Origin of the sequence: Microbulbifer sp. MI-G (genome assembly GCF_030440425.1) — a bacterium.
GTDB lineage: Bacteria > Pseudomonadota > Gammaproteobacteria > Pseudomonadales > Cellvibrionaceae > Microbulbifer > Microbulbifer spongiae.
Genome location: NZ_CP098023.1, coordinates 3,281,189 through 3,307,241 on the forward strand (window position 1 = coordinate 3,281,189; position 26,053 = coordinate 3,307,241).

Genomic DNA, 26,053 nt, shown 5'->3' on the forward strand with positions numbered 1-26,053 from the left:
TTGCTATTTTCTGGTATTTATGGGCAAAGACTGTGTGATACCTGCAACAATGCTGGACTCTGCCAATCTCTCATATGGTCTCCCAATAAAACTTGCCGGTTGAAGGAAAACCACACGCTCTACCCTGCACAGCGAACGGTAGAGTCAGGTCAAATCGTACTGCCAGAGGCGGTAGTTGACCTTTTTGTCAATAAGACACGCTGCATCACCAACTGCGGTAATAGGGTGGTGTGTCGTTTGTGCAAAACGTGAAAAAAGTGCCCCGCACACAAAGTGTTGATACACACCTTCACCATCAAGACAGTTTTGACAACACAACCATCAAGCGCCCGAATTAAAGATGCCTGAGATGGTCATGCGGTAATTGCCCAGCAAGTACTTTTGCCGAAGAAAAAACTGATTGGCATTTTCTGGAAGATAACTGAGCATTCTGGCGCCGAATAGCCCCGACGCACTCTTATTTTGTAAGAGTGTTATTATATCATACAACAATGACAATTTAATATTTAGTGGTGGAAATCTGCGCATAATATTGTTACTGCAACATTTGCAATTCCACACAACCCCAGTAATTAAATCGTTTTTATCATTGGTATTACTAGGGCCTGTTCACACTAATTAAAGTATCGACAATAAGCGCAAAGTGAATAAAAAATGTGAAAACGACATCCAGTTTGTCAAAACGAGAGAAAATTCTTCTGAAGCCCTTCAGGCGTCGAAACAGCCTCTCCACTTCATTTCGTTTTTTGTACGCCTCTACGTCGTATTTCCAGGTGCTCATTCGGTTACTCTTCGGTGGCACGACAGGTTCCATGCCCAGATCGAATACCAACTGCCGGGTTTCATTACCCTCGTAGGCCTTGTCCATGATCACTTTGGCACCATCCCAACCGCAGTTCTCAAGGCTTTTCAGCAGCTTTCGGCCCTCCGGAGCGTCTCCAGCCTGCCCCGGTGACAGAGAAAATACTACGGCGCGGTTGTGGTCGGCTGCAACCATATGAATCTTGGTGGTCCATCCTGCTCATGATTTGCCGATAGATTGAGGACCGTTTTTTTAACGCGCCAGTGCCATCTGGATGAACTTTAACAGCCGTAGAATCAAGAGAGATATGATCGACCTGGATATTGATCACATTATTTTCCTGGAGGGCCAGAAAGACCCTATCCAGTACACCTTGCTTGGCCCAACGATTCGCCCGCATGTAGACGCTGTGCCAACGGCCGAATTTCTTCGGCAGACCTCGCCATTTGCAACCATGCTCGGCTATGTAAAGAATGGCGTTCAGCACTTGTAAGTTGGATTTTTCACGTTGCCGCGCTGAAGGGGCAGAAAATCTTCGATAATTTTGTATTGTTGCGCTGTAATTTCCATGAAGGGATTATACAGGATTTAGTGTGAACAGGCCCTAGAAACCTTGAGCACGTGATCAGTCCCCTCGGGTTAAACAGATTCCCAAAGGGCTTGTTGCAAAGGCTTTCATGCATGCAAAACGGATAGGAAAATAAGAACCCTCTCACCAGCGGAGAACATGGTATCAATGGCTTAACTTGAGTGCACAGAGAACGAAATCCCGGCAATTAATTTTAGTGACAGTAATGAATGAAGTAGCATTTTTAAACATGGTGTTCATCCAATCACAGGTATAATTCTCTCCCAGTGAAATGCTTCACCCGTAACCGTATTCGGCGGATAATCAAACATCACCTGTATTTTCACTGTGTCCCAGACGGCTAAAACAGAATTCGGCAATTCAGACATGATCAGGTCAAAGCTGGATTAACAGTAGAAGGTTATAAAGAACCCGCTTTGTATCGATACCTCCTGCCTTCCTCCAGAAAGTACTTAATATTTGTCACTTTTTGATAAGGTGCCCTATAACTGTTGCTGACTACACCAATTGCCAATCCCCATTTGCGGATATAACCCACAGGAAAGTGAGTAATGAAGAGGTACGGTTTGGTAGCAGCATTTTGTGCCTGCGTATTCATTAGTGGACAGGCCCTGGCTGAGTATAAAAAAGGGGACTTTATTGTTCGCGTCGGCACTGCAGCCGTTGACCCCACCGATGATTCTGACAATCTGTACCTCAATAGCACCCAACTGCCTGGCACACGAGTCTACGTTGATACCGGCTATTCCGCCAGTATTACCGGTACCTGGCTGTTCGCGGATCACTGGGGTCTGGAGCTTCTGGCGGCAGCTCCGTTTAAGCACAACCTTGATGTACGCGGCTTGCCAGACCCTGTGACCGGGCAAACTCTGGGACGGGTGCGCCTGGGAGATATCAAACACCTGCCGCCAACCCTCAGCGTGCAATGGTACCCGGTATGTACAGAATCCCCCGTGCAGCCGTATATCGGCTTCGGGGTGAACTACACCCACTTTTTGAGTGAACACATTAACAGTGCGGCCCAGCGCTATTTTGACACTGTACTCGGTGCAAAATCACGGGCAAGACTCAAACTGGATGATTCCTGGGGCCTGGCAGGGGAAATCGGAATAGATATTGCCTTTGCCCGGGAAAGCCGTTGGCAGTTGAACGCGGCCATCTGGTACCTGGATATAGACACCGATGCCACCATTCGCTTTTTCACAGATGGGCACAGGGCTTCCCGTATTAATGTGAATGTGGATATAGACCCATTCGTGTACTCACTGGGGATTGGCTACCGCTTCTGATCCTATATGCCATAAGGTTTGTATTGAGAACCATTGTAGCTGTGCCTCATGCATTCGCGCTTTGAATCATCCCGAGTTTGTCGGAGGCAATTTGATTTGAGTCATGCCGCTTGGGCAGACTCGGTTTGTTGATAATACAGGTTTTCGTATTCAGCTGGAGGCATATCGCCAATTGGCCCAAGAATGCGGCGATGGTTTAACCAGTCGACCCAGGTCAAGGTTGCATGTTCAACCTCATCCAGCCCTTTCCAGGGACCTGCCCTGTGGATGACCTCCGCCTTGAATAAACCGTTGATGGTTTCTGCCAGTGCGTTGTCGTAGGAGTCGCCGACACTGCCGACTGACGCCTGAAAACCCGCCTCACTAAGCCGCTCGGTATATCGAATCGACAGGTACTGACTACCTCGATCACTGTGATGGGTAACACCACGGGGCTTACCTCGTGCCCACAGTGCCTGCTCCAGAGCATCAAGCACAATGTCGGTTTGAAGGCTCTTTAACATACGCCAGCCAACGATGTAGCGGGAGAATACGTCGACAACGAATGCGACATAAACAAAACCAGACCAAGTTACAACATAGGTTATGTCGGCCACCCAAAGCTGGTTGGGGCGCTCCGCTGTAAACTCGCGATTCACCAGATCCAGCGGCTTATCGGCCAGCTCATCCGGGATAGTCGTAACACAACGTTTGCCTCTTCGAACACCTTTCAATTACAGTACCTTCATCAGCCGTTCAACTGTGCAGTGGTTTTCTTCGTAGACCCGCTGGATCTCAGGCTTCAGCTCATCGTCACATTGAGCGCGCGCACAGCGTTGCTCTGGATTGGCCTGTAGATGCTTGCAGCGGTAAAAGATCGACGGTGCAATCGGCAGAACCTCACAGATTGACCCGACACCGTGCGCCTTACGTTCCTGGTCAATGAATGCCACCATTACTTCGGTTTGCGGTCGAGCTCCACCTGGGCGAAAAAAGCGGCAGCCTTGCGCAAGATCTCGTTAGCGCGCTTCAGCTCTTTGAGACGGGCCGTGTCGCTGCTGGTGGTGCCGGGTTTAGTACCATTGTCGACTTCCATCTTGTTAATCCATGATCGTAGGGTCTCGGGTGTGCAGCCGATCTTGGAAGCGATAGATGTGATCGCTGCCCAGCGTGATTGGTGCTCGTGCTCGCCGGTCAATACCATGCGAACTGCGCGTTCCCGTACTTCGGGAGAGTATCCAGGTCGTTTGCTCATTGGCTAATTCTCTCAAGAAAGTTAGCCTCCGAGAAACCTGGGGGGATTCAGTTTTCTGGTTGCGGTATTACTACCGGTGGGAAATGCAAGATGTGTGCAGGAAGGTTGGCCAAAGCAAAAGTTGGGTAATTAATATGTGCAAAGTCATTGAGGGAGCGGTGGAGGCGCTTTACTTGGCGGAAAATGCCGCATAACTGTATTTAAATACAGCCTTTGACTATTGACAGTGTACACATCTACACACTAATCTATGCAAAGCTGCCGAAGTTGTGTGCAGCGATCATCCTGACTAACCGGCCAAGAGCCGGTTTTTTGCATGAAATTTAGGATCAATAGTTCATTATTGGCCAGTCTTTCGATATTTTCCATAATTACACAATATTACACGTCATGACGGCGTATAGATTACCATGAATAAATTATATATCTTCTGAATACGATATTTTTAAGTAGGCATAACGAAAATGCGTAAAGTTGTAATATTTGACAAAGCTAAAAAATGGTGGCACGAAAGCCCTGATTTAGATTTATTAAATGCAAAAATAGCAGAAATAGAAACTAATAATTGGACAGTGGTTTCTGTAACAGCCAATACAAATCTGTTTGGAATTATCTCTTCATTTACAATATTAATAGAATCAGCTGATAGTTAACACAGAACAAGGAGAAGTAGTGCGACGCCCAAACAGCCACTTCGCGTCTGTTTGGGCGCTCCTGCGCCTGGCGGGCTGTTTGCCCGTAGGCTGATATGTCTCCCTAGTGGGTATGGAAGTTGTACCAACCCCCCCCTTATCAATTCTTAGCTCGCTCAGTGCGGGCTTTTTTGTTTCTGGTAATCCAATGCTTAACAACGCCTACTTCACGGAAGAGGAACTGTCCTGCCGCTGTTGCGGGGAATTCCACTTCTCGAATGACACGCTGCGCTAGTTGATTAGGGTGAGGGAGCGGTTGAACAAGCCGATGGTAATCAACTCCGGCTATCGCTGCCCGGCCCACTGCGCCAGTATCGGTTAAACCATGACACACACTACCGGGCAGGCTGTGGATGTATCAGTTACTGGTGGGCGTGCCTATGAGCTGCTGGGGATCCCGACAGAGGAAGGGTTTACCGGCATTGGAGTGAAGCAGCATGGCCCACACAAGGGCAGATTCCTGCACCTGGATGATCTTGAGCCTATACCGGGTAAGCGTACACGGCCTACTGTGTGGAGTTATTGAGAGGGGAAAGCGTATGAAAGGGGTGGTGCAGAATTGATTCCGAAGCAGCAATCGGGATAATACTGGCCATGGTGATCAGTATATAAATGTGCTGTTCCACGATTTATTTACGGAGTAGAAAGTGAAGAAATACATTTTGGTCGCATTATCTTGCATATCAGCCACAGCGTTTAGCGCCGAGGTGCCAAAGTCCGATATTACGCACATTAATCCTTGGACGCCCTTTGTAGATGTCCAGATGAACACGCCGACTATTGACCCAGAGAACTGTGGTAATAGTAATACATACCGCGTAGATCTCGTGGATGATGCTGGAGGCCAAGCCAAATTATCAGTTTTACTCGCAGCATTCATGGCCGGCAAACAAGTAGGCTTAGTTATTAATGGCTGCGTAAAAGGTCGTCCAAAAATCGAGGCAGTGCGACTAAGTAAGTAAATATAGCTGGGTGCTGCAGGGAACAGCCTACCATATATACCTTCAAGATAATCGAGGCCTTCATCACCGATTTTGCGTTTGAGGATATAAATCAGCTACCTTGTGATTGTTGTCTCTACCAGACACCCAACCACCCAAACCGGCCACTAAGCCGGTTTTTTTACGCCTGGAGAAAGTGGCTTTATTTTGTACGATTGTGTCATGCCAGCATAACTAATTGATTTCAATGGCAATTTTATATTTCTGGCGCAGAATTGATTCCGGGGGCAGTAATCAGGATAATAGTTATCATGGCGATCAATCTATAAATATTAAAGGGAGACGTAATTAGGCTTTCCTCTCCGTATTATTGCGGCTGCTGAACCCGATAATTGATAGAGAAAAGAGTAATGAATGAATTTAGAGGTCGAGCCTGGAGGAGATTCAGAGCTAGAACCAAGTTTCGAAATAATAGTGCAAAAACTGAAAATCAGTTAATTTCGGAGAAAAATTGGAAGTTGATGTATACGCGTTCGGAAAAACTTCGTCGAGCCAAGCAGTTAGGTATCGAGTACCCAAAGCGAGCTGTACGTCAAACCTTAGATTTTGAGCTTCCAGAAAAAGAGTAATGTATGCGGAATCTACTGTTTATATGTAGTCGAAATCAGTGGCGCAGCCCTACAGCCGAAGCCATATGGAGAAAGCACCCTGATTTCAGTACTAGGTCTGCCGGCACTAGCTCGCAAGCAAAAAGAACAGTCAGGCATGTGGATATTCGCTGGGCTGACGTGATATTCGTAATGGAGCAGAAACATAAAAATAAGCTTAAAGCTGAATTTACCCGAATGCTAGATCATAAGCCTATTTATGTTTTAGATATCTCTGATGAATACCGATATATGGATCCAGAACTGGTCCAAGAATTAGAAATGGTTATTGGGGCGTACTTGGAGAGATAGTTCTGAGATTCAGCCCTTAACAAGTTTAGGCAAGCGAACAAATTATTATGCCTTCAGGTCCGCAATTTGCTGTTACTAAAGGCTTTAAACATGTCGAGGCAATCATAAAGTATTTAATAATTTTAGTTGGAGTTGTTTTGGTTCAAGGGTGTGCTACAAAATATCAAGAAACCACCGACTGGGAACTCAAAGGCGGTTATTTTGAGAGAAAGATAGCTGCAGGTCTATACAGAGTTACTGGAAAAACTGATGTAAAGAGTTGGTTGAGCTATTCTGAAGCTAGAAGAATTTTTAACAAAAGAGCTGCCGAATTATGTTCAGACAAAGGCTATATTCTAATTGACCAAAGAGAAAGCTCACTAAGAGATGAACCTATTGGCAATTCAGTCATTTTATCCGAAGGAGCGTATATGCCAATCAAAGGACCCGGCATGACAGTTGCTACAGTAGAAGGTGAAATTTTGTGCAAAGGTGGTGCTCTTACACCCGAAGAAGCTAAGCGATTTATTGAAAATAACGTTAATTAAAGTGTTGAATTCGTTTGCTACGCTCACTGAGGCGCCGAAAAAACGCGTCGCCCACTCGTTTTTTTACGCCTGAAGTAAAGTGATCTTATTTTGCACGATTGCACCAAATCTATGTAACTAGCTGTTTTTAATACGGATTGTGGATAAACGGCGTAGAATTGATTCCGGGGCAGTAATCAAGATAATAGTGGTTAGGATGATGAATATACAAATGTTAGCAGTCTGAGGAGAATTACGTGAACAACCAGAGTTCAAAAGGAAGTTGCCTGTGTGGTGACGTACATTATGAACTTACCGGGAACTTAGGAATATTTCAGTATTGCCACTGTTCACGTTGTCGTAAATTTACCGGCAGTGCTCATGCTTCAAATTTATTGGTATCACCCGATCAATTTCGATGGGTCAGTGGTGAATCCTTAGTGGGTAGCTATTCGCCAAAAGAGACGAAGCACTTTGCAACGGCATTTTGTAAGCAATGTGGCTCTTCGTTACCTTGGCATGCAAAAAGTGGTAAAGCTGTCGTAGTTCCAGCTGGCACACTTGATACAACTCCAAGCATTAATCCATTCCAAAACATATTTTGCTCCTCGAAAGCCAGCTGGTATAAAGCTCCAAATGAATTATCTGAGTACAATGAGTTACCAAGTAAATAGCCCAAAAGCTGCTAACAAAGGGTTGCACTGTGCAGACAAAAGCAGCCGCCTAAAAATAGGCAGATACTTTTACCTGCCAGTGAACGCGGGCGATAGGGTGACTTAGCCTCTGAGTTGTTTTTTTTAAGCTTATAGGGTGTGATATCACTTTGTACGATAGCATCATTATTATATAGCTGTATGATTTTAATAAGAATTTTGTGCGATTGGTGCAGAATTGATTTCGAAATCATAATCAGGATAATGCTGGTCATGGTGATCTGTATTTAAATGTTAGGGTTAACTTTATTCTAAAGAGGAGATCCAGTGAAAACTACATTCTTAATAGTTCTATTTTGCCTAATTTTGGCATCATGCGCTTCAGTTAGGCCTCAGAATGCAACAAACTACAATCGTGATTTGGTTGTTGCCGTAGAGACAAGTAACTTTGTATTAGGCAAAAGAGAAGTGTTTGATGAACCTGCTTTAGGTATCCTATTGGAATATGCAAACAGGTTTTACCCAACGGACAATATTGATGTCTATATCTATCCTGTTCCTAGTATAAATTGGGAGGATAAGATTTCAACTATAGATCAAGAAATGAAGCAGGTTATTGCCGAAGTTGATCATGCTATTAAAGACGGACATTACCAATCAAGAACGGAAGAGAAGATAGAACCTTTCTCCGTCGATGGTATGAATGGTAAGAAGGCATCATTTAGGCTGAAATCTAAAAAAGGTGTTATGTATTACTCTAATGCTTATATATTTCTTGATAAAGATAAATTTATAAAATTCAGAACTAGCTTTGACAGCCGAGCAACTATTGAGTGGGATGGCGATGAGGCTGTTCGTGAAATACTCCCTGAGATTGATGTTCCCAGGGAATCAGAGTATATGAAAACGATTCGGGATAACCATCGTGATCAACTTTCAAAAAACCTCTTGATCCAAATTCTTAAAGCAGCCAGCGAGCAAGAAAAGAACCCTAACAAACAAAGTCAGCAAGGGCCTTCAGACGGGATGCGCTAACGTGCGCCCCTGTTGTGGGCTTTATGAGCAACCAAGGATTTAAAGTATGAGACTAATTTTATTAATAATAACTTCTATGATTTTTCTCGGTTGTGCTTCCGTACCACATGAAAAAAAGATACCGCAAAATAATAAAGAACAACCAATTGAACGACTTTCTCTTGAGGAGTTCTGTCAAACCAACGAATGTAGGAAAGACGTTCATATAAAGTTCAGGACTGACGGAGAGCCATTCGAACAAAAAATGGCTATGTATTGGCCAAGAGTATTTGATGGTGTTATTTCTGTGCTTCCGGGTGAGTCGTTTTATGTAGAAGGCGACGTAGCTAACGGAAAGCTAGTCAACTTAAAAGAAGTACCAAAGGTGGTTAGCCCTGAAAAAACCATCACTATTAAGTTTTCTCAAATGGATGAGAAAGCAATGATGATGTTATCTCTATCAAACCCATTTGAGGATGTGATACTGAAATTCAATATGGAAATGATGGATTTCAGTGGCAACCCTCACCAGACAAGTAGCTGTCCAGTCATGCCAGGTGGTTCAATTTATGAATCATGGCCACACGCAATTCCTGAGCTGATCATAAAAAACCCAGTGGCTAAACCCAAAGATGAAATGGAGTCACTGGCTTGTATCTACTAAAAGTTCATAACAAGACCAAGCACTCGGACTCGCTAATGCTCGCTCAATGTTGGCGACATTAATGCCGATTTTGGGTAAACGGCGCAGAATTGATTCCGGGGCAGTAATCAGGATAATAATGGTCACGGCGACCACTATATAAATGTTATGAGTAAGGAATAGAGAGAATTGGAAGATAACAAGTTCTTTAAGCTCGTATGGAGAATTAACGGGCTAATCATTTTGGGTGGTGCTACATTAATAGCTCTATTTGTTGTGTATTGAATCACCCCGAGTTTGTCGGAGGCAATTTGATTTGAGTCATGCCGCTTGGGCAGACTCGGCTTGTTGATAATACAGGTTTTCGTATTCAGCTGGAGGCATATCGCCAATTGGCCCAAGAATGCGGCGATGGTTAAACCAGTCGACCCAGGTCAAGGTTGCATGTTCAACCTCATCCAGCCCTTTCCAGGGAACTGCCCTGTGGATGACCTCCGCCTTGAATAAACCGTTGATGGTTTCTGCCAGTGCGTTGTCGTAGGAGTCGCCGACACTGCCGACTGACGCCTGAAAACCCGCCTCACTAAGCCGCTCGGTATATCGAATTGACAGGTACTGACTACCTCGATCACTGTGATGGGTAACACCACGGGGCTTACCTCGTGCCCACAGTGCCTGCTCCAGAGCATCAAGCACAATGTCGGTTTGAAGGCTCTTTAATACGCGCCAGCCAACAATGTGGCGGGAGAATACGTCGACAACGAATGCGACATAAACAAAACCAACCAAGTTGCGACATAGGTTATGTCGGCCACCCAAAGCTGGTTGGGGCGCTCTGCCGTAAACTCGCGATTCATCCGCTGGATCTCAGGCTTCAGCTCATCGTCACGTTGAGCGCGCGCACAGCGTTGCTCTGGATTGGCCTGTAGATGCTTGCAGCGGTAAAAGGTCGACGGTGCAATCGGCAGAACCTCACAGATTGACTCGACACCGTGCGCCTCACGTTCCTGGTCAATGAATGCCACCATTACTTCGGTTTGCGGTCGAGCTCCGCCTGGGCGAAAAAAGCGGCAGCCTTGCGCAAGATCTCGTTAGCGCGCTTCAGCTCGCGGACTTCGCGCTCCAGCTCTTTGAGACGGGCTGCGTCGCTGCTGGTGGTGCCGGGCTGAATCACCCCGAGTTTGTCGGAGGCAATTTGATTTGAGTCATGCCGCTTGGGCAGACTCGGTTTGTTGATAATACAGGTTTTCGTATTCAGCTGGAGGCATATCGCCAATTGGCCCAAGAATGCGGCGATGGTTAAACCAGTCGACCCAGGTCAAGGTTGCATGTTCAACCTCATCCAGCCCTTTCCAGGGACCTGCCCTGTGGATGACCTCCGCCTTGAATAAACCGTTGATGGTTTCTGCCAGTGCGTTGTCGTAGGAGTCGCCGACACTGCCGACTGACGCCTGAAAACCCGCCTCACTAAGCCGCTCGGTATATCGAATTGACAGGTACTGACTACCTCGATCACTGTGATGGGTAACGCCACGGGGCTTACCTCGTGCCCAGAGTGCCTGCTCCAGAGCATCAAGCACAATGTCGGTTTGAAGGCTCTTTAATACGCGCCAGCCAACAATGTGGCGGGAGAATACGTCGACAACGAATGCGACATAAACAAAACCAGACCAAGTTGCGACATAGGTTATGTCGGCCACCCAAAGCTGGTTGGGGCGCTCTGCCGTAAACTCGCGATTCACCAGATCCAGCGGCTTATCGACCAGCTCATCCGGGATAGTCGTAACGCAACGTTTGCCTCTTCGAACACCTTCCAATTGCAGTACCTTCATCAGCCGTTCAACTGTGCAGCGGGCGACCTTTACGTCTTCACGGTTAAGCTGCTTCCAGACCTTGCGTGCACCATAGACGCGGTGGTTTTCTTCGTAGATCCGCTGGATCTCAGGCTTCAGCTCATCGTCACGTTGAGCGCGCGCACAGCGTTGCTCTGGATTGGCCTGTAGATGCTTGCAGCGGTAAAAGGTCGACGGTGCAATCGGCAGAACCTCACAGATTGACTCGACACCGTGCGCCTCACGTTCCTGGTCAATGAATGCCACCATTACTTCGGTTTGCGGTCGAGCTCCGCCTGGGCGAAAAAAGCGGCAGCCTTGCGCAAGATCTCGTTAGCACGCTTCAGCTCACGGACTTCGCGCTCCAGCTCTTTGAGGCGGGCTGCGTCGCTGCTGGTGGTGCCGGGTTTAGTACCATTGTCGACTTCCATCTTGTTGACCCATGATCGTAGGGTCTCGGGTGTGCAGCCGATCTTGGAAGCGATAGATGTGATCGCTGCCCAGCGTGATTGGTGCTCGTGCTCGCCGGTCAACACCATGCGAACTGCGCGTTCCCGTACTTCGGGGGAGTATCCAGGTCGTTTGCTCATTGGCTAATTCTCTCAAGAAAGTTAGCCTCCGAGAAACCCGGGGTGATTCACTTGGGGTCTTTGTTTAACAACAGTATTCACTATTGAAGGAGCAATCACAGTTTTGCTCTAGATTTCAACAAGATAACTGACCGGAAACTGTATATTAAAGAATATAAGGCAGCGTCACTTAAGTGCCTACAACCCTGTTTTTCAGTCATTATTAAAGGAAATGTAACTTTTAATTTACAGCTAAATTAACGGTAGAATTCAACATAGAAAACAACTTCTGAAAGGGGCTCCACTTCATGTAAGATTCCTGGCTCAACAACGCCGTATTCCCCTGGTGACAAATCAATTTCTTCAACCCTGGGCTCCAATATACGATAACGGAGCATACCTTTTAAAATAATAATCTTGCCCCATGTACCCTGCTTTGTTTTATGAGCATTTAACAAACCCTTTGGCATGCTTTCCTGGGAAAATTGTGGCGTTTTCTGATATTTTTTAACAGAGTCTGGCAATTTTTTCATGATGACCATTTGACTGTCGGACATGCTAACCATTTGCTGTATATTTATGCAAGCTTTCTATAATCGCCAATCAAAATTCCTGCAACCGGCATCTCAAGCTGTGCCTATACTTCAATCGTCATTCAATCTGTATTCAGTCCTGAAATATTTCTTTGATATGCAGACTTTCCCGCATTACTTTCAAACATCCTCTTTAAAACGTCATTTTTGCATATGCGTTACCTGGCAAAAAATTCGCAGTATGCAAGCTATAAAATTAACTGGAATTTATAGCTACTAATTTATCACCTCTTTTTTCTTCACCAGAAACTGAACTATCGCAATATTAACAATAGACTGATGCTTTCCGGTTAAATACCTAAAATCACCATGGCAGGCTTTCTCAGATACAATTGTTACGCTCTTGTTGACAGCCCCCGGTGGTCAAATTCAGTCGGTTTTCCCCGGCTGATTTGTGATAAAGAAATGTGGTATCGGTAAAAATATCTTTCCCTCAGCACAGCCTTATTGACAGAGAAGATCACATGATACTGACCCAGCAAACTTTTTACCAACCGTCATTATGTGCCTAAGCGTACACAATAGGGATTTCTTCACAACTGGTACATATAATGTGCTTATACTGATGCTGCACAGCATTAATTCAGTATAACAATGTATTTTCTTACCGCGAATATCTATTCAATTAATTAGCGAAAATCTTATGAAAAAGCCACTTACTGCTGTAGCCTTCACTATCGCCACTGCCGGTTTTGCAGGTATCGTACACTCAGAAACCTGGTCACCTGTGAGTACTACAGATATCGTCATGGCAAATGTTGCGGGTAACCCCCTGATGGTATCCAAAGGGGTTACATTACTGTGTGATATGAATGCCACCATTGATACAGATGCGGCAGGCAATGCCCAGGTTACAGCACTGACACTATCGAGCACTGACGGACTTTGTTCGATGATTGTCTTTTTTGATTTCCCCTATGCAATGATTGGCGGGGCCGATAATCTAGTCACCATAAGAAATGTCGATGCGCGGGGCATTACCGGTAACTGCTTTGGTGATCTGGTCGGCACCCTTGATCAGGCCACCGGAGAGATTCGGTTTTCGAATGCTCAGATACCTTCCAACCCGCCAGGCGGTGACCCTTGCGTGGGTAATGGCACAGTAGCCACCATACCGGCGATGTCTTATACCCTTCCATAAGGTTTAAACCGGGGAAAGTGGTATTCTGGTTAAGTAACGCCGCTGGGGTCCTCCAGTGGCGTTTTCTTCGTTCGCGTGCTTCCTGCCGGGCCTGGGTCCGCAATGACACCAAACACCCAAATGTGCGGAATCCCAACCCTGCTCACTGAGGTGGCAGGGTAACTTATAGAAAGGTGGGTATGACAATCTACCCCAGAGAACAACCCGGGATAATCAGTGCAAAACCTGGATATCACTGATTGTCTTAGAATATACCTGGTCAACTCGGTCACCTTTTGTATAAAAAGACTCCCTCTTTCGGGCAGCAAACGCCATCATCAACAGATTACGATATTCCCTGGACAGTGGGCTATCAGTTAATTGTGACGACCCCGCTCACAACCTGATGAGAATCAATAAAGAGGATTCAATTATATCAGTAGCTCTGTCTGCTTGAACCAGCGGAAAAAGAACAGTAACTGCACCCACTGATACCGACAGATCGCGCACTAGTTACCCGCTTGATCCGCAGTCCTGACAAGCCAAAGCACAGGGGCAGTAAGGGTAACGAAGTGGATGGATACGCTGTAAACGCCGCCCTCCCTAAAGCTGCTTGCCCCGGCACCACAAGGGACTACAGGTAATCTTACCAGAGCACCAACACCGGGCTCAGATGGCAGGTGATGTCAAGAAACTCAGGCTGTATCAACTGTCAATCGTCCCTGTATTAACCGTGGTGGCGTGATCAGCTCTTTGCACTGCCTCACTAGCAGGGTCATCCATGGTCACCTGAGCTTGTCCGTTTGGGTGCCGTGGGTTTTATCGAATGAACGCATCGCACCAATACCAAGCATGGCGGTAATCATTGAAAAGAGAGCACCGGTTTCCAGTACAGGGGGTGGAATTGTTTCTGTTGGATTCTCTGCAAGGGCATTGCTGATGGCCCAGGCCCAGCAGAGCAATGGATACAGGATGAATTGATAGGCTAGAGCAAGACCGCCCACCCAGCCAATCCAGGGGCGCCAGCCAGCGACAAACAGGCTCTTGCTCCGGGCTTCAGCCTTGTCGACTGTCAACTGGCCAAGCAGCAATTGTACCTGGGCGTTGATCGCTGCTATCTCTCCCTTCTGTTTGAGCGCCTCCAGTTTGCGTATCTCTTCAGCACGCTTTTCAGGATCAGGCCACAGACGCTCAATAGCTATCTTGCCGGCATCAAACAATGCTGTTAGTGGGTCAAAAGTCATCAGTAGCTCCAGATTGTGGGCCGGGCATGTGAGTCCTGAACAAAATCAGAATCATCCAGATACAGGAATCAGCCCTATGGCAGACCCTGCGGATTCACTCTAGGCCGGCAAATCCTTTCCCCGCGTGATTCTCAGCAGCGTCTAGGCCTATGCCAGGGTTATCCAGCCAACCATTGCCCGGTAGTGTGTTATGTTGGCGCCGATACTAACGCAATAAACCCGGTAGCGGTAACAGGAGTTGATCACTATCGATTTATTACACCGCTCCCTGACTTTGATCAACCGTCGCAGTATGTCGTCTGAACAGTAGTTTCCGGCAACAGCGGCAGAACAACTCCCGCCTCATGAAGTGGGCACTCACAAACATAAAGTCGCCAGAGACAAAAAAACCCGCGTTGGTCAACCTCTAAAAGGTAAAAGGTTTTGCACGATAACAATTCCGTACCAACTAGCTAACTACAGACTGAGGTACTCCAACGCTCAACCGAGCCAGCCAAGGCTCAAACCACTTCAGCGACTGAACCGCAGGAACCAGACCGAGCAAACTGATTAAATACATTTATCATATTTATAAAAAGAGCAGAATATTGGGATTCACCCTGACAAAATAAAGCATAAAAAATCGTAATATCTCCTTATACTGATGATTTGCAATAATATTAATCAAGCAGAGAAGTCAGCCTAATACATACATTAAAGTCTTATCTCAATTATAGCGCCACCAGACATAGCACTGCCGAAAAGCTTACAGGTAGAGAGGCAGCTAAGCCATACTTTATTAGAAATCACTCTGCCCTTAATTTAACATGATTAACAAGGATAGAAAAATACACTTTTTTGCGTGCATATAGTGGCAAAAATTATTATTTTACAGCTTTTTTATTTTGTACTGCCTTTGATCAAAAATAATAAGCAAAACTTTTTCCAGTCAGACAGTAGCCGTTGGTTGACTACAACTGATGCAGGGTATCAACTTTACCATCTGCATTTTTCTTTCTAAGATCATTTAAAAAGAAATAGTTGGCCAGAATAACCCGGAAAACAGCATAGAGCTGCGAGAGAGTCAATAATGATACCAGAAAAAACGCGGCATACTTTGAGTAAGTCAACCAATATCCAGTAATCAGGTTTTTAGCGATAGGCACTGAAAACTCAATAGATAATACGAACATTAAAACAATTGCAGAGACCAGTACAATTTCTACCAGTTGGCTTAAGTAGTCAGCATCTGTATCTGCATCCTTTAATGTTTGATCAGTGACCTGTTTACCCTTGAAGGCTCGTCCTATTGCGCGCGGATAGATTATTGCGATCCACGCGCCTATTATTGCAAAAATTATTGAAGATATATTCAGGAGTGCTGCCAACACAGCTTTATATGCAGAGTATTCTAATGATGACACCGTATCCTTTAAAAGATAGGTCGCAAAACAGGAAATAATGGCAATCACAAGATACTTAATCATTGTGCGGCCACCTCTTCTATTTCAAAAGCTGGCTGTTCCAGAGGTCTCAGCAGGTCTTGCCTCTGAGAAGTAATAGTCGCCAGTAGTGATTGTGGTGTCATTATCTGATTATCTTTCCGTTGCGCGTTAATTTCAGCAGTAAACGCAACACTAGTGCCATTCAACATGACCCTTTTTCCGTTATTGTATACGAATCCTGCATTACGAATGGAGCTTGCTGTATTCAATTCGGCATAATTACTAATAATCTGACGAAGTTGCTGCTCTGTAGGTTCAAACTGTAGCTCATGAGTGATTGCTCTTACCTGGGTGAATGTAGGAGTATTGCTTAACAATCCAGAAAAAAATCTCTCTAAGGCCAGTCGGTCATCTTTAACGGTATATTGAAGAGTTTCTCTCTTGACAATTCTTCTTATCCTGTGGAGGTTTGTTAACAGCTCTGCCTCCAGCTCCTCTTGCTTCCTTCCTAAAGCATAAAACTTTGCATGAATTCTGGCGCTATGATCCGATGGTTGGCCGTTTTTAGAGTATCCAATTACAGTTCCCTCTTCATCAATCACTCTGTAAGGGGATTTATTGGCTAAAAAACCATTCAAGAAACGATCCAAATTACTTTTACCTTGAATAGAGTGATTAAATTTTAACGTGGCAAACACATTCTTTTCCGGAACAAACCAAAAATAACTTGGAAACCCTGGTATAACCGGTCTATTTCCAAACCCGGTTGTCAGCATGGATGTGCTCCCGGGTCTCTCCATTGGACTCATCCCATAGATAACACCATTGTCATTTGGAACTTCATTCCAGAGTATGAGGATGCTATCTTTAGTCACTTTATTTGTATGCCAGTTACAAAAATAGGTATTCCTTAAATCATTGTCGGGATCGGCTTCGTAAGTGGTGGTATTTATGAATTCTCTGCCATCTACCGCCCACAAGCTCAGTTGTTGCAGTGTGTCATGCAAGCCACTAAATTCTGTTTGATCACTGCCACGAAGATAAAATCCACATTTTTTAATATCGAAAAACTTGACTTTTGCTTCTAACATTCACAATTCCTTGTACAAGTATTATTTCACCTACTTGCTGATAGTTAACCTTCTCAACCGAGACAATCAATGTGATGCATCAAACATGCGGAACAGGTAGCGGTGCAACCTGCTTGTGCCTGTATGGCCCAATTCTTCAATTCCGGTAATGTACAGCCGCTCACTTGCCAGCAATGAGTTACTGGTATGACTGCCCAATGCTGTGCAGGTGCAGCAGGCTATGCCTATTGCGTTTACCAGTACGTAATCACACCGACTCTCTTGCAACCCAAACAGTGAAATGGGCCTCTTCACCCGAATGTAACAAGGATAGGAAGAACTCACAATGGGCAAGAAGGCTACAAAAGGGTAAACGCTGGCATGGAGGTTGGAAGCCTGAGATCTCCGGTTGCACGATCACTTCCCCATCGCTCCCGCAGGTTCGCCGTACGCTGGATACCACCAGCCCCTTTGTTCACCTTCTCGTTGCCGATGCCCTCGGACTTTCAGGGTTACCGCCTTGCCGGGACCGGTGGAGTGCAGGAGCGTGGCAATAACGCCGGTGTTGACCCCAATGGGGTGGCAAAATGCAGTATTGCATGCGGTTTTTCGGCCTTCTCGCGCACAAATCTGCTGTGCCGGTTGCGTGTAATCACCTATTTACACATTTCACACCAGACCAAGTATCGTGATAATCCCGCCAAGTATCCGCACCACAGTGTCGGAGGGGGGTTGTGTCAAACTCACCCGGTAACAATTTCTGTCGGCAAACCAGGACAAATCACTCCCGCAGCCTGCCTGAGAAAACACAGTACCATTCTGTACACGATGACGAAAATACTGGCTATCGGTGTGTAAAAGCTTGACGAAGTACCCCAGTCATTTGTTAAACACCATAGCCAGGTGTTTCGGACAATTTTCTCTTGCTGCGAATAAACATACCATTGCCCCTGCCAATCTCTTTGTCATTTGAGTCGTAAACGATAGATTCGGCAATAAATTGGGATTTATTCCTATTGACTACTTTTCCAATTGCCTGCATTTTCCCCTCCGAAACCGGCCTGGTTAAATAGGTAGTAAAGGAAGTAGTAAGCACAAAGAATGTTTTTTCTAAAGAGCTGGTGGCAAAGAAAGCCGCATCGTCTAGCATTTTAAAATACACTGAACCATGAACCGCACCGGCTGCATGATAAAACTTTTCCCCCAGATCAATTTCAATAACCGCTTTACCTTCAGAAACAGCCATTGTAGGGGCGTAAAATTCGTTTATTGGGGCTGTACCATACATAGCTTCCAGCTTTCTAAAATGATCAACATTGTTCATGTTTGCTCTCTTTGCGCACACCGCGCGTGTTTTCGGGAACTTTGTCCGCAACCTCCACTTGTTAAGATTTCTATTCTATCAAGTATGTGTGTCGTTGAGGGTGCTGTAAGCTTTGGGGCACTAACCCAAGGCTCTGCGGTGCTCCTCACTATGGCAGTGGCAGCAGAAGTGCGCAGCCATGGCGACTTAGTTCCTGGCAGTGGTGGGCCACGGCACTGCCATTACTGTTGTCACAATGCACACAAACGCGGCCTTAGGCCAGTGTCAGTAGTTTGCGATGCGGATAGATTGCAGGTTCACTTTGTCTCCCTGGGTATCTCCAGCTCGAACAGGGGATTCCTCCATACCCTCCTCTCTCAGTAGCTCAAAAGAACGGGGCAGGTGTGCTCACCCGAAACAGGCTCAGGATCATCCAGATAAACGCATCGACCCTTGTGTGCTTTCTACTGTACATCAATGCCGGCAAAATCATCCTTCAGTGCAACGCCCGGCGGCCCACAGGTATGATCCGGAACATCCATAGCCTGCCCGGCAGTGTCTGTTATGGTGGAACCGATATGGGCGCAGTGTGCTGGGAAGCGATTCCCGGAGTTGATCACCATTGGCCTGTTGGCACCTTCCCTGACTTTGTCCAACCGACGTAGCGTGCCACCCGGGATGCGGCTGTTCCTACATCAACCGCAGGACAAATCCGCTTCAGAGAAGTCGTGAATACCGAATATGGGATTACCAGACGCAAAGGGGCCGCACTGTGCGGGGCTCATCACTGGTTTAGGCTATAACTCTGCACATTGATGACAGCATACAGTTTTCATTCTGAAATGGCGTAAAGCGGCCCGCCCCCTGGAGATCAATATGGATGACATTACTCGCGCCAAGTATCTTCCCATCGCCCTGATTGCTACAGGACTGGTATTTATTTTTGCTATGTATCCGTTGATGATTTGGATCTGGCCCGCGGGATGGGGTTTGACACCGCAGCAACCCGAATACGAACAGATTATTATAGGAACATTCGGAATTTTAGGTATATTCCTGGTTCTTGCCGCCAAAAATCCCTCTGCTCACCTCAAACTGATCTGGTTCACCATCTGGTTAAATTTAGTCTATGCGACCATTATGGTGTTGATGGTTCTGGCTGACCGAACTGAGCACGCAAACTTATTTGGTAATGTTCCGGTACAATATTTGATTGCAGGGGTTCTCTGGTATCTGCTGCCCAGGCACAAAAAGCGCCCCTCTTGACGCGCCAATGATCTTTCTTTCGGCAGGCGTTTGAAGTTGTCCTTGACTTATGGGTCTTGCTGTAATTTCCAACCGGCTTTGCGGAAACCCCATTCACTCAAACTCACCAGAGTCTGCCACTGGATGCTTCAAAGTCCTATCCTTTGGCGGCAGTGATCTTAGATAAAAAGCCGTATTGTGCTTTCCAAGAAGGCTTCGCTGGGCGTATTAAGAACTATTTCGTCTATATTATTGAGCGTGCCAAAGCAACTTAAAAGCGGTCTCCGCTCTGGAGAAGCCTATGGAAGACACCACTCGTGTGAAGTACCTCCCCATTGCCCTGAAAGTGATAGGCCTATTTTTTATCTTTGGTGTTTACCCGATGATGCGATTGGCATGGCCTCCGGGGTACGGGTGGGTACCGCCGTATCAACAGTTTCAAATCATTGGACTGGCAATATACGCAACTCTGGGTGTATGCCTGATTTTCGCTGCCCGAAACATCGCTACAAATATCGGTCTGATTTGGTACACCATTTGGGTGAATTTGATATGTGGCACCACGATGTTTGTGATGGAACTAGCTAATCGAACCGGTGAGGTAAACTGGTCCCTCAATATCTTCGTACAGTATTTCATTGTTGGAATTCTTTGGTATTTAATGCCCAGACATACCAAAGATCTACAGTAACAGCCATTGACGTACAATGGCGAATACCCCGAAGCACGGATCATGATATTGTACTAAATACAGACATAAAAAACCGCCAATCAGCGGGTTCTTTTTTATAGACACAACATCCCACAGGAAATTGTACTAACTGGTTCTGATGTGTACAAACAAGCTATTTTTCAACCCAAGACCTCAACAACGCGATTATTCGTTTCTGGTGCATCACATTCAAACGCAGCATCCCTGGACGCATAGCATTTCGTTTTGCCCTGACTTGGCGACAATTTCTACTGGTTTAGAGGGTTTGATCCCCATGTTTTATCCCCCGTCTACTCATTGTACGGGTGGACCCATTCCGGTAGGGAGAACTACCGAGATCGACGAACTACAGTTTAATAAGCACTAAAGGACAGCCTCTGCGCAAGACAATAAATACATCCAAAGCACAGAAGAACAATCTTTCTGCTGCCAGGCAAGCCCCGGTGGGCTAAACGATAAGTTTAACGAGGTACGAAACACTACCCGATTTTATATCGATGTGCCCACCAAACTTCCACGAGCCAAACAGCCTCGCTTCAATTCGAATCAAACCTATGGGATATCATGGCAAAGAGGCACAGCACCTAGTGGCCCACACTGATCAGAGGCCACACAGGCATGCCAAGCCGGGCATGGTATTGATTACAACGAAATCCGTATTTACCCAGATAAGCAGGGCATAGGCAGGGCGTGTTGAATATCCGCGATGCGTCATTTTTGATGCTGCCATCAATGGCTGTCGCAAAGACGCCGCAGACAATCCAATATAGACTGCACTATTTGCGACCAAATCCACTTTGATGGCTATGTTTGACGTACTCCCCCTTTGCGAAAACGCCTAGTAAGACTACAAAGCCCCAGCCCACGACTATGACTCCAGCCAAGCCAGAATCTATGGGCCCAGTAGCTTTTATTGGCCTGATAAAAAGCCCTCCTGTTCAGTTGGCTCTAGCATCTGAGGGGCTGCGGTGTTCAGCAAAGCTCGGGAGTGTGAAATTTTGTCCCAGGGGGCTATTACATAATATTATTATGCGTTAAGGTGAGTAAGGTTCTTTTGAGCTGAATACTCTGTCATAACTTTTACAAACTACGGAATGGTTATTTCCATAGCTATTACGAACATACATCAAGGAGAAGCACAATGCCTACCCAAAAAATCTATTTAGTGGCTGTAGATGGTAGCGAATGGGGAAACCGCGCTGCTGATTATGCCGTTAGTATGGCAAAACAGACTGGGGCAAGAATACGCATGATCACTGTTATACCATGGTCAAGCAATGATTCTACCGATGAAGTGGTTTATCATACTGACAATGGTGGAAAAGAAGAAGAAAAAGATTACGCCAACAACAACATACTAGCGCCCATCATTGAGAAACACAAAGACAGTGGTGTGGCGATTGAGAGTGAATATCTCTGGGGTAAACCAGTTGAGGTTATTCACAAAAGGGCAAAAGAAACCAAAGCAAACCAGATATTTGTTGGACGCCGCGGTCGGTCCCGCTTCGCGAATCTGGTGTTGGGAAGCGTAGCTAATTCTCTTGCCCATACAGTGGGTAAGCCTATTACACTGGTACCTTAATCTCTGGAGAATGGGCTGTACTTATTTTGGGGGAGCTCAATATCCCCCTGGAAGAATTACCTTCCATTTCCCAGAGATCTAAAAGTCGTCCGGCCTGGAGGTTTGGGCAGCATATAACAATTCAGGCATACCCGGCTATGATACGATGAAATCCGTATCCATCGGGATGAGCAGTCTATAGACAAGGGGAGGTGAACAGGGAACATTCAGAAAAAAGGTCGCAGAGGCCCTGTTCCGATTCTGCGAATTTTTCTGCGCCTCCTGAAAGTCAATTTCTCATCTCCCGCAACCCGTTGAAATACCTGCGAAAGCTGATGGCGCTAAGCAGGATCTAAGCGCTGACTTCAACACTGCCAGTTTTCGGTACACAGAAACGTAACCTTTGTGGCAGATGAATAAATGGCCTTTTTGTGCACAGCTCCAGAACTTGACACCGGACAATGGTGACGCAAGTAGGTTTTAACGACACTCTCCAGGGTCAGTTTCTGCTTTTATGTCTCTACCGTGGGGTTCAAAAATACTTCGTGCAATAGCAATTTCCTACTCATGTCATATAAACGTCTCCAAACTAACATCCCCACCCCACGACCCTGTCATACCTCTGACTCAATATGGAAGTTGGCCCACGAAAAGCCCACCATTCCAATCAACGACGGAGATTTAACGCATGAGCGATCCACACACGCTTACTCGCCGTAAACTCATCCGCACCGGCAGCGCCGGACTGGCCGCTCTGGCCCTGGGGCCGAGTCTTCTGGCTATGACACGGCCCCTGCAAGCCTATGGCCTGGTCCAGGTGGGCGATTTGGAGGCACCTAACGATCTCGGACTACGCCTACCCTTAGGCTTCCGCAGCCGCATTGTTGCCGCCGCCGGCCAGCGCCTGATCAAAGACCGCTGGTGGAGACGCACCAGCTACCGCTGGCATATCTACCCTGATGGTGGCGCCACTTTCCCCACCCAGGACGGCGGCTGGATCTATGTCTCCAACAGTGAAACCATTGCCCCGCTGGGCGGCGGTGTTTCCGCCGTGTGCTTTCGTCCCGATGGTGTGGTTGACGATGCTTACCGCATCCTCGGCAGCACCAACATTAACTGCGCTGGCGGCCCTACACCCTGGAACAGCTGGCTGAGCTGTGAAGAAGTCGACTTTGGACGTGTCTTCGAGTGTGATCCCTACGGCCAGAAAGCTGCCGAAGAACGCCCGGCCCTGGGTTACTTCAAGCACGAGGCCGTGGCCGTTGATACCTTACTGGGTCAGCTCTTTCTGACCGAGGATGAACGCGATGGCCGCTTTTACCGCTTCTTACCCGACGGCCTGGACAGCCAGAACCGGCTGAACCTCCACGCCGGCATGTTACAGGCCGCCTCAGTGGACAGCCAGGGCTATGTAACTTGGCTCAACGTACCCAATCCTACCCCTAACTTATTCCAAACACCCACGCGCCAGCAACTGCCGGAAAGCACCACTTTTAATGGCGGCGAAGGTATCTGGTACACCGATGGCTTCGTCTATTTCACGACCAAAGGCGATAACCGGGTATGGAAGCTGGATACCAACCTCAACCAGTTGAGTATCCTGTACGATGCCGCCACCGCATCGGAACCGATTCTCACCGGCGTGGATAACATTACCGTATCCTCTGGCGGCGACCTGCTGGTAGCGGAAGATGGTGGCGACATGCAGATCGTGGTGATTGATCAGGAGGGTAACCTGGCCCCCCTGCTGCAGATCGTTGGCCAGGACAATTCTGAGATCACTGGTCCTGCTTTCAGCCCGGATCACAGTCGGCTGTATTTTAGCTCCCAGCGGGGCAGTGAAGTGTTTGGCGGTGGCTCCGGTCTTGGCATTACCTATGAGGTAACCGGTCCGTTTTCTGAGATTCTGGCACTTTAGGCTGGGGCCTGCGTTCCGCTGATGCGAGCGTGGACATTTTCCTGGCGTCTTTACCTGAGCATCGTGCGTACCACCATAGTTGCAACGGATGCGGTATGATCGACTCAATACGCCACACGGCTTTGTTCAGTGTACCGCTCTCCGGACCCTCGGCCACAGCACTGGCCTGCAGGGTTTCAACTTTGTGAAAGTACCCGGCGATAAGCACCAAAGGGGGGAGTATGATAGTACACTGCTCTAAAGAATGTGACACTTGCGGCCTCCAGTCCATTTGTGGTGTCACTTTCTCCAGGTATAAAAAACCGGCGCAGTGTCCGGAATTAGTTCGTGGTTGTCTGGTAGAGATATCAGGCACACACTAGTGGATTTACACCGCTAAAACGAAAAGCGCCAAATTGATATCGCCAAAAGATGACTGATGGGTGGATCTACAATGCAGCGGGACAGGGGCGAGCCCCAGATTACTGGGGTAAGATTTCTCTGCCCAGTAATACAGCACCTAATTATATGAAACTTGCGTGATTTTTTCGGACACATCCCAAAGTCTATCTGCGACCGATTCGTCCAGAGCTTTCCTGTCGAGTTTTAACTGCTTCGGACTGCCTATCAAGCCAAATTTTGGTCCATAAAAATCTCCGGCTTTCACCATGCTAGCTGAACTCGCTAGCAACTGTGGCAAGCAACCCCGTTCCACTGGCGAGGCTATCCATTTTGCCAACTTTCCACCAATACCGATAGATTGCTGACACTCTGTTGCGGTTAGCCCAGGATGGGCAGCAACAGCTATCACCGATGTATTATTTTTCGTTGAAAGGCGGTTAAAAGAATTGACAAACAAAAGATTTGCGAGCTTGCTATCTCCATAACATTTCATGCGGTTATAAGGGCGTTTATCCCAGGTCAAATCGTCAAAATCAATAACTCCTTGCTTGTAGGCCAGACTTGATACCACAACAACTCTAGAACCATCAGTTGAAAGTAGCAGAGGCCACAGACGACCTACTAAGGCAAAATGTCCGTAGTGATTTGTAGCCATATGAGCTTCGTGTCCACCCCAAACTGTTTGATGCTTTTCCAGGTTGACGACACCGGCGTTAGCCAGAACGATATCAAGTGATTTTCGACTTGAGGAAAACTCCTCTGAGAACGCTTTAATTGATGCCAGGTCAGTGAGATCCAGGGGTAAAACCTGAACATTCCCCTCACCAACAGTTTTCAGGATCCTATCTACAGCAATTTTTCCTTTCACTTCACTACGGCAAGCAATGGTAACACTGGCCCCTTTTCGCGCCATTTCAAGACTACTTTTGAATCCAAGGCCAACATTGCCGCCCGTGACAATAACCTCTTTACCGGACATATCCGGCATATCTGATAAAGACCAACTCACAATTGAGTCTCCTTTGATAAACATATCATATGCATATTTCGTATAATATTAAGATAGTAATCGCCATGACTACTATTATCCTACTTACTGCCGCAGAAGTCATTTTTCATCAATTTTGCAAAATTTCATTGAATCAATTAATTTTATGAGAAATTGCAATCATATAAGATGGAATCACTTTACGCATGCAAAAAACTGACTCAGTGCCCGGTTTATATGGTCAGGCGCCCAGCAGAGATAACAAGCACACATCAGCTGGTTTATACTCCTGAAATGCAAAGTCGCTGAATCTGCGTAAGCACAAACTTACAGTACAGATTTTGAATTGCAGTTCAAGATCTCTACCATCCATTTCTTTGCTCATAGCAACCTCCAGTGTAAACGATGAAGTTATAAACCCTAGGAAATAGATAAAAGGTGAGCCTAACGGCTCTGTCAAAGTGCTTAAAAGGATCGACATGACATATAGGTACAGGACTTTGACTGCAACACGGCAGATCGTAAATCGTCTGGGTTTCTCTTTTCTACCTGTGCAGACGCTCAGGGGTCGGCTGCAGAAAACCTATTACGGGTACACATTGAAATGCTGAAAATTCATCACTCAGCTCTGGGAGCGGCTATTCCAGCACTCTCTACTGCCATGTCGTTATTGACAGTTGTTAAACACCAGCACTATGCAATAGGAACACGAACAATACAATTTTAGTAACCCGGCAAGTAATTATTCAATAGAACGATACCTAGCCAGGG

24 protein-coding genes, 3 pseudogenes and 3 other annotated features are annotated in these 26,053 nt (G+C 46.5%); of the genes and pseudogenes, 16 read left to right on the top strand and 11 right to left on the bottom strand.

Annotated features, from left to right (window positions below; all coding sequences use genetic code 11):
• Positions 1-598 precede the first annotated feature (598 nt).
• A pseudogene (locus M8T91_RS13680) lies at positions 599-1,372 on the bottom strand (IS5 family transposase).
• A gap of 570 nt (positions 1,373-1,942) precedes the next feature.
• Between M8T91_RS13680 and M8T91_RS13685 the strand changes: the two are divergent.
• Positions 1,943-2,680 (top strand): OmpW/AlkL family protein, encoded by a 738-nt coding sequence (locus M8T91_RS13685; RefSeq protein WP_301414722.1) that lies wholly within the window; start codon positions 1,943-1,945, stop codon positions 2,678-2,680.
• 101 nt (positions 2,681-2,781) lie between these two features.
• Here the strand turns inward: M8T91_RS13685 and M8T91_RS13690 are convergent.
• Positions 2,782-3,914, bottom strand: a pseudogene (locus M8T91_RS13690) (IS3 family transposase).
• Positions 3,541-3,657 (bottom strand) — a sequence feature (AL1L pseudoknot). (Overlaps the previous pseudogene by 117 nt.)
• Positions 3,915-4,378: 464 nt before the next feature.
• Here M8T91_RS13690 and M8T91_RS13695 point away from each other — a divergent pair.
• From M8T91_RS13695 to M8T91_RS13735, 10 genes are all read left to right on the top strand, one after another.
• Entirely contained in the window at positions 4,379-4,567 is a 189-nt protein-coding gene (locus tag M8T91_RS13695) for a hypothetical protein (RefSeq protein ID WP_301414723.1), read from the top strand.
• Positions 4,568-4,874: 307 nt separating this feature from the next.
• Positions 4,875-4,928, top strand: a complete 54-nt coding sequence (locus tag M8T91_RS19050; RefSeq protein ID WP_436970335.1) for a hypothetical protein — start codon at positions 4,875-4,877, stop codon at positions 4,926-4,928.
• A gap of 3 nt (positions 4,929-4,931) precedes the next feature.
• The gene (locus tag M8T91_RS13700) at positions 4,932-5,132 is read left to right on the top strand and encodes a hypothetical protein (RefSeq protein ID WP_301414724.1); all 201 of its coding nucleotides are present in this window, start codon (positions 4,932-4,934) and stop codon (positions 5,130-5,132) included.
• 121 nt (positions 5,133-5,253) lie between these two features.
• Positions 5,254-5,568: a hypothetical protein gene (locus tag M8T91_RS13705; protein ID WP_301414725.1), complete on the top strand. Its 315-nt coding sequence runs from the start codon at positions 5,254-5,256 to the stop codon at positions 5,566-5,568.
• A 389-nt stretch (positions 5,569-5,957) separates the two neighbouring features.
• A complete protein-coding gene (locus M8T91_RS13710; protein WP_301414726.1) occupies positions 5,958-6,176 on the top strand; it encodes a hypothetical protein in 219 nt (72 codons plus the stop codon).
• A 138-nt stretch (positions 6,177-6,314) separates the two neighbouring features.
• Complete coding sequence (locus M8T91_RS13715; RefSeq protein WP_301414727.1) at positions 6,315-6,506, top strand: phosphotyrosine protein phosphatase; 192 nt, start codon at positions 6,315-6,317, stop codon at positions 6,504-6,506.
• Between the two features lie 47 nt (positions 6,507-6,553).
• Positions 6,554-7,033: a hypothetical protein gene (locus M8T91_RS13720; protein ID WP_301414728.1), complete on the top strand. Its 480-nt coding sequence runs from the start codon at positions 6,554-6,556 to the stop codon at positions 7,031-7,033.
• Between the two features lie 236 nt (positions 7,034-7,269).
• Positions 7,270-7,686 (top strand): GFA family protein, encoded by a 417-nt coding sequence (locus M8T91_RS13725; protein ID WP_301414729.1) that lies wholly within the window; start codon positions 7,270-7,272, stop codon positions 7,684-7,686.
• Positions 7,687-7,992: 306 nt separating this feature from the next.
• Positions 7,993-8,700, top strand: coding sequence for a hypothetical protein (locus M8T91_RS13730; protein ID WP_301414730.1), 708 nt, complete (start codon positions 7,993-7,995; stop codon positions 8,698-8,700).
• Positions 8,701-8,746: 46 nt separating this feature from the next.
• The gene (locus M8T91_RS13735) at positions 8,747-9,343 is read left to right on the top strand and encodes a hypothetical protein (protein WP_301414731.1); all 597 of its coding nucleotides are present in this window, start codon (positions 8,747-8,749) and stop codon (positions 9,341-9,343) included.
• Between the two features lie 303 nt (positions 9,344-9,646).
• Here the strand turns inward: M8T91_RS13735 and M8T91_RS13740 are convergent.
• The 3 genes and pseudogenes from M8T91_RS13740 to M8T91_RS13750 form a co-directional block, all read right to left on the bottom strand.
• A pseudogene (locus M8T91_RS13740) lies at positions 9,647-10,517 on the bottom strand (hypothetical protein); the annotation flags it as partial.
• Positions 10,276-10,392 (bottom strand) — a sequence feature (AL1L pseudoknot). (Overlaps the previous pseudogene by 117 nt.)
• A gap of 10 nt (positions 10,518-10,527) precedes the next feature.
• A protein-coding gene (locus M8T91_RS13745) for an IS3 family transposase (RefSeq protein ID WP_301413860.1) occupies positions 10,528-11,744 on the bottom strand; the annotation gives its coding sequence in 2 pieces (ribosomal slippage) (positions 10,528-11,456 and positions 11,456-11,744; 1,218 coding nt in all).
• Positions 11,350-11,466: a sequence feature (AL1L pseudoknot), on the bottom strand. Its footprint overlaps the gene before it by 117 nt.
• Positions 11,745-11,980: 236 nt before the next feature.
• Complete coding sequence (locus tag M8T91_RS13750; protein ID WP_301414732.1) at positions 11,981-12,280, bottom strand: TehB-like domain-containing protein; 300 nt, start codon at positions 12,278-12,280, stop codon at positions 11,981-11,983.
• 679 nt (positions 12,281-12,959) lie between these two features.
• Between M8T91_RS13750 and M8T91_RS13755 the strand changes: the two genes are divergently transcribed.
• On the top strand, positions 12,960-13,457 hold the full coding sequence (locus M8T91_RS13755) for a PraA/PraB family alkane oxidation protein activator (protein WP_301414733.1): 498 nt from the start codon (positions 12,960-12,962) through the stop codon (positions 13,455-13,457).
• 764 nt (positions 13,458-14,221) lie between these two features.
• Here the strand turns inward: M8T91_RS13755 and M8T91_RS13760 are convergent.
• The 5 genes from M8T91_RS13760 to M8T91_RS13780 form a co-directional block, all read right to left on the bottom strand.
• Positions 14,222-14,680: a holin family protein gene (locus M8T91_RS13760; RefSeq protein ID WP_301414734.1), complete on the bottom strand. Its 459-nt coding sequence runs from the start codon at positions 14,678-14,680 to the stop codon at positions 14,222-14,224.
• Positions 14,681-15,630: 950 nt separating this feature from the next.
• The gene (locus M8T91_RS13765; RefSeq protein ID WP_301414735.1) at positions 15,631-16,146 is read right to left on the bottom strand and encodes a hypothetical protein; all 516 of its coding nucleotides are present in this window, start codon (positions 16,144-16,146) and stop codon (positions 15,631-15,633) included.
• Positions 16,143-17,195, bottom strand: a complete 1,053-nt coding sequence (locus M8T91_RS13770; RefSeq protein ID WP_301414736.1) for a hypothetical protein — start codon at positions 17,193-17,195, stop codon at positions 16,143-16,145. Before M8T91_RS13770 ends, M8T91_RS13765 begins: the two co-directional genes overlap by 4 nt.
• An 865-nt stretch (positions 17,196-18,060) precedes the next feature.
• Positions 18,061-18,498 carry a PaaI family thioesterase gene (locus tag M8T91_RS13775; protein ID WP_301414737.1) on the bottom strand — a complete coding sequence of 146 codons (438 nt, stop codon included), beginning with the start codon at positions 18,496-18,498 and terminating at the stop codon, positions 18,061-18,063.
• A 443-nt stretch (positions 18,499-18,941) separates the two neighbouring features.
• Complete coding sequence (locus tag M8T91_RS13780) at positions 18,942-19,100, bottom strand: hypothetical protein (RefSeq protein ID WP_301414738.1); 159 nt, start codon at positions 19,098-19,100, stop codon at positions 18,942-18,944.
• 253 nt (positions 19,101-19,353) lie between these two features.
• Here M8T91_RS13780 and M8T91_RS13785 point away from each other — a divergent pair, with 253 nt between their 5' ends.
• The 4 genes from M8T91_RS13785 to M8T91_RS13800 all read left to right on the top strand — a co-directional run bounded on the left by M8T91_RS13785 (position 19,354) and on the right by M8T91_RS13800 (position 23,913).
• Complete coding sequence (locus tag M8T91_RS13785; RefSeq protein WP_301414739.1) at positions 19,354-19,743, top strand: DUF6632 domain-containing protein; 390 nt, start codon at positions 19,354-19,356, stop codon at positions 19,741-19,743.
• Between the two features lie 280 nt (positions 19,744-20,023).
• A complete protein-coding gene (locus M8T91_RS13790) occupies positions 20,024-20,413 on the top strand; it encodes a DUF6632 domain-containing protein (RefSeq protein WP_301414740.1) in 390 nt (129 codons plus the stop codon).
• Between the two features lie 1,162 nt (positions 20,414-21,575).
• Positions 21,576-22,016 (top strand): universal stress protein, encoded by a 441-nt coding sequence (locus M8T91_RS13795; protein ID WP_301414741.1) that lies wholly within the window; start codon positions 21,576-21,578, stop codon positions 22,014-22,016.
• A 667-nt stretch (positions 22,017-22,683) separates the two neighbouring features.
• A complete protein-coding gene (locus M8T91_RS13800) occupies positions 22,684-23,913 on the top strand; it encodes an alkaline phosphatase PhoX (protein WP_301414742.1) in 1,230 nt (409 codons plus the stop codon).
• A 499-nt stretch (positions 23,914-24,412) separates the two neighbouring features.
• Here M8T91_RS13800 and M8T91_RS13805 read toward each other — a convergent pair whose 3' ends face one another.
• The gene (locus M8T91_RS13805; protein WP_301414743.1) at positions 24,413-25,303 is read right to left on the bottom strand and encodes an oxidoreductase; all 891 of its coding nucleotides are present in this window, start codon (positions 25,301-25,303) and stop codon (positions 24,413-24,415) included.
• Positions 25,304-26,053: the final 750 nt, after the last annotated feature.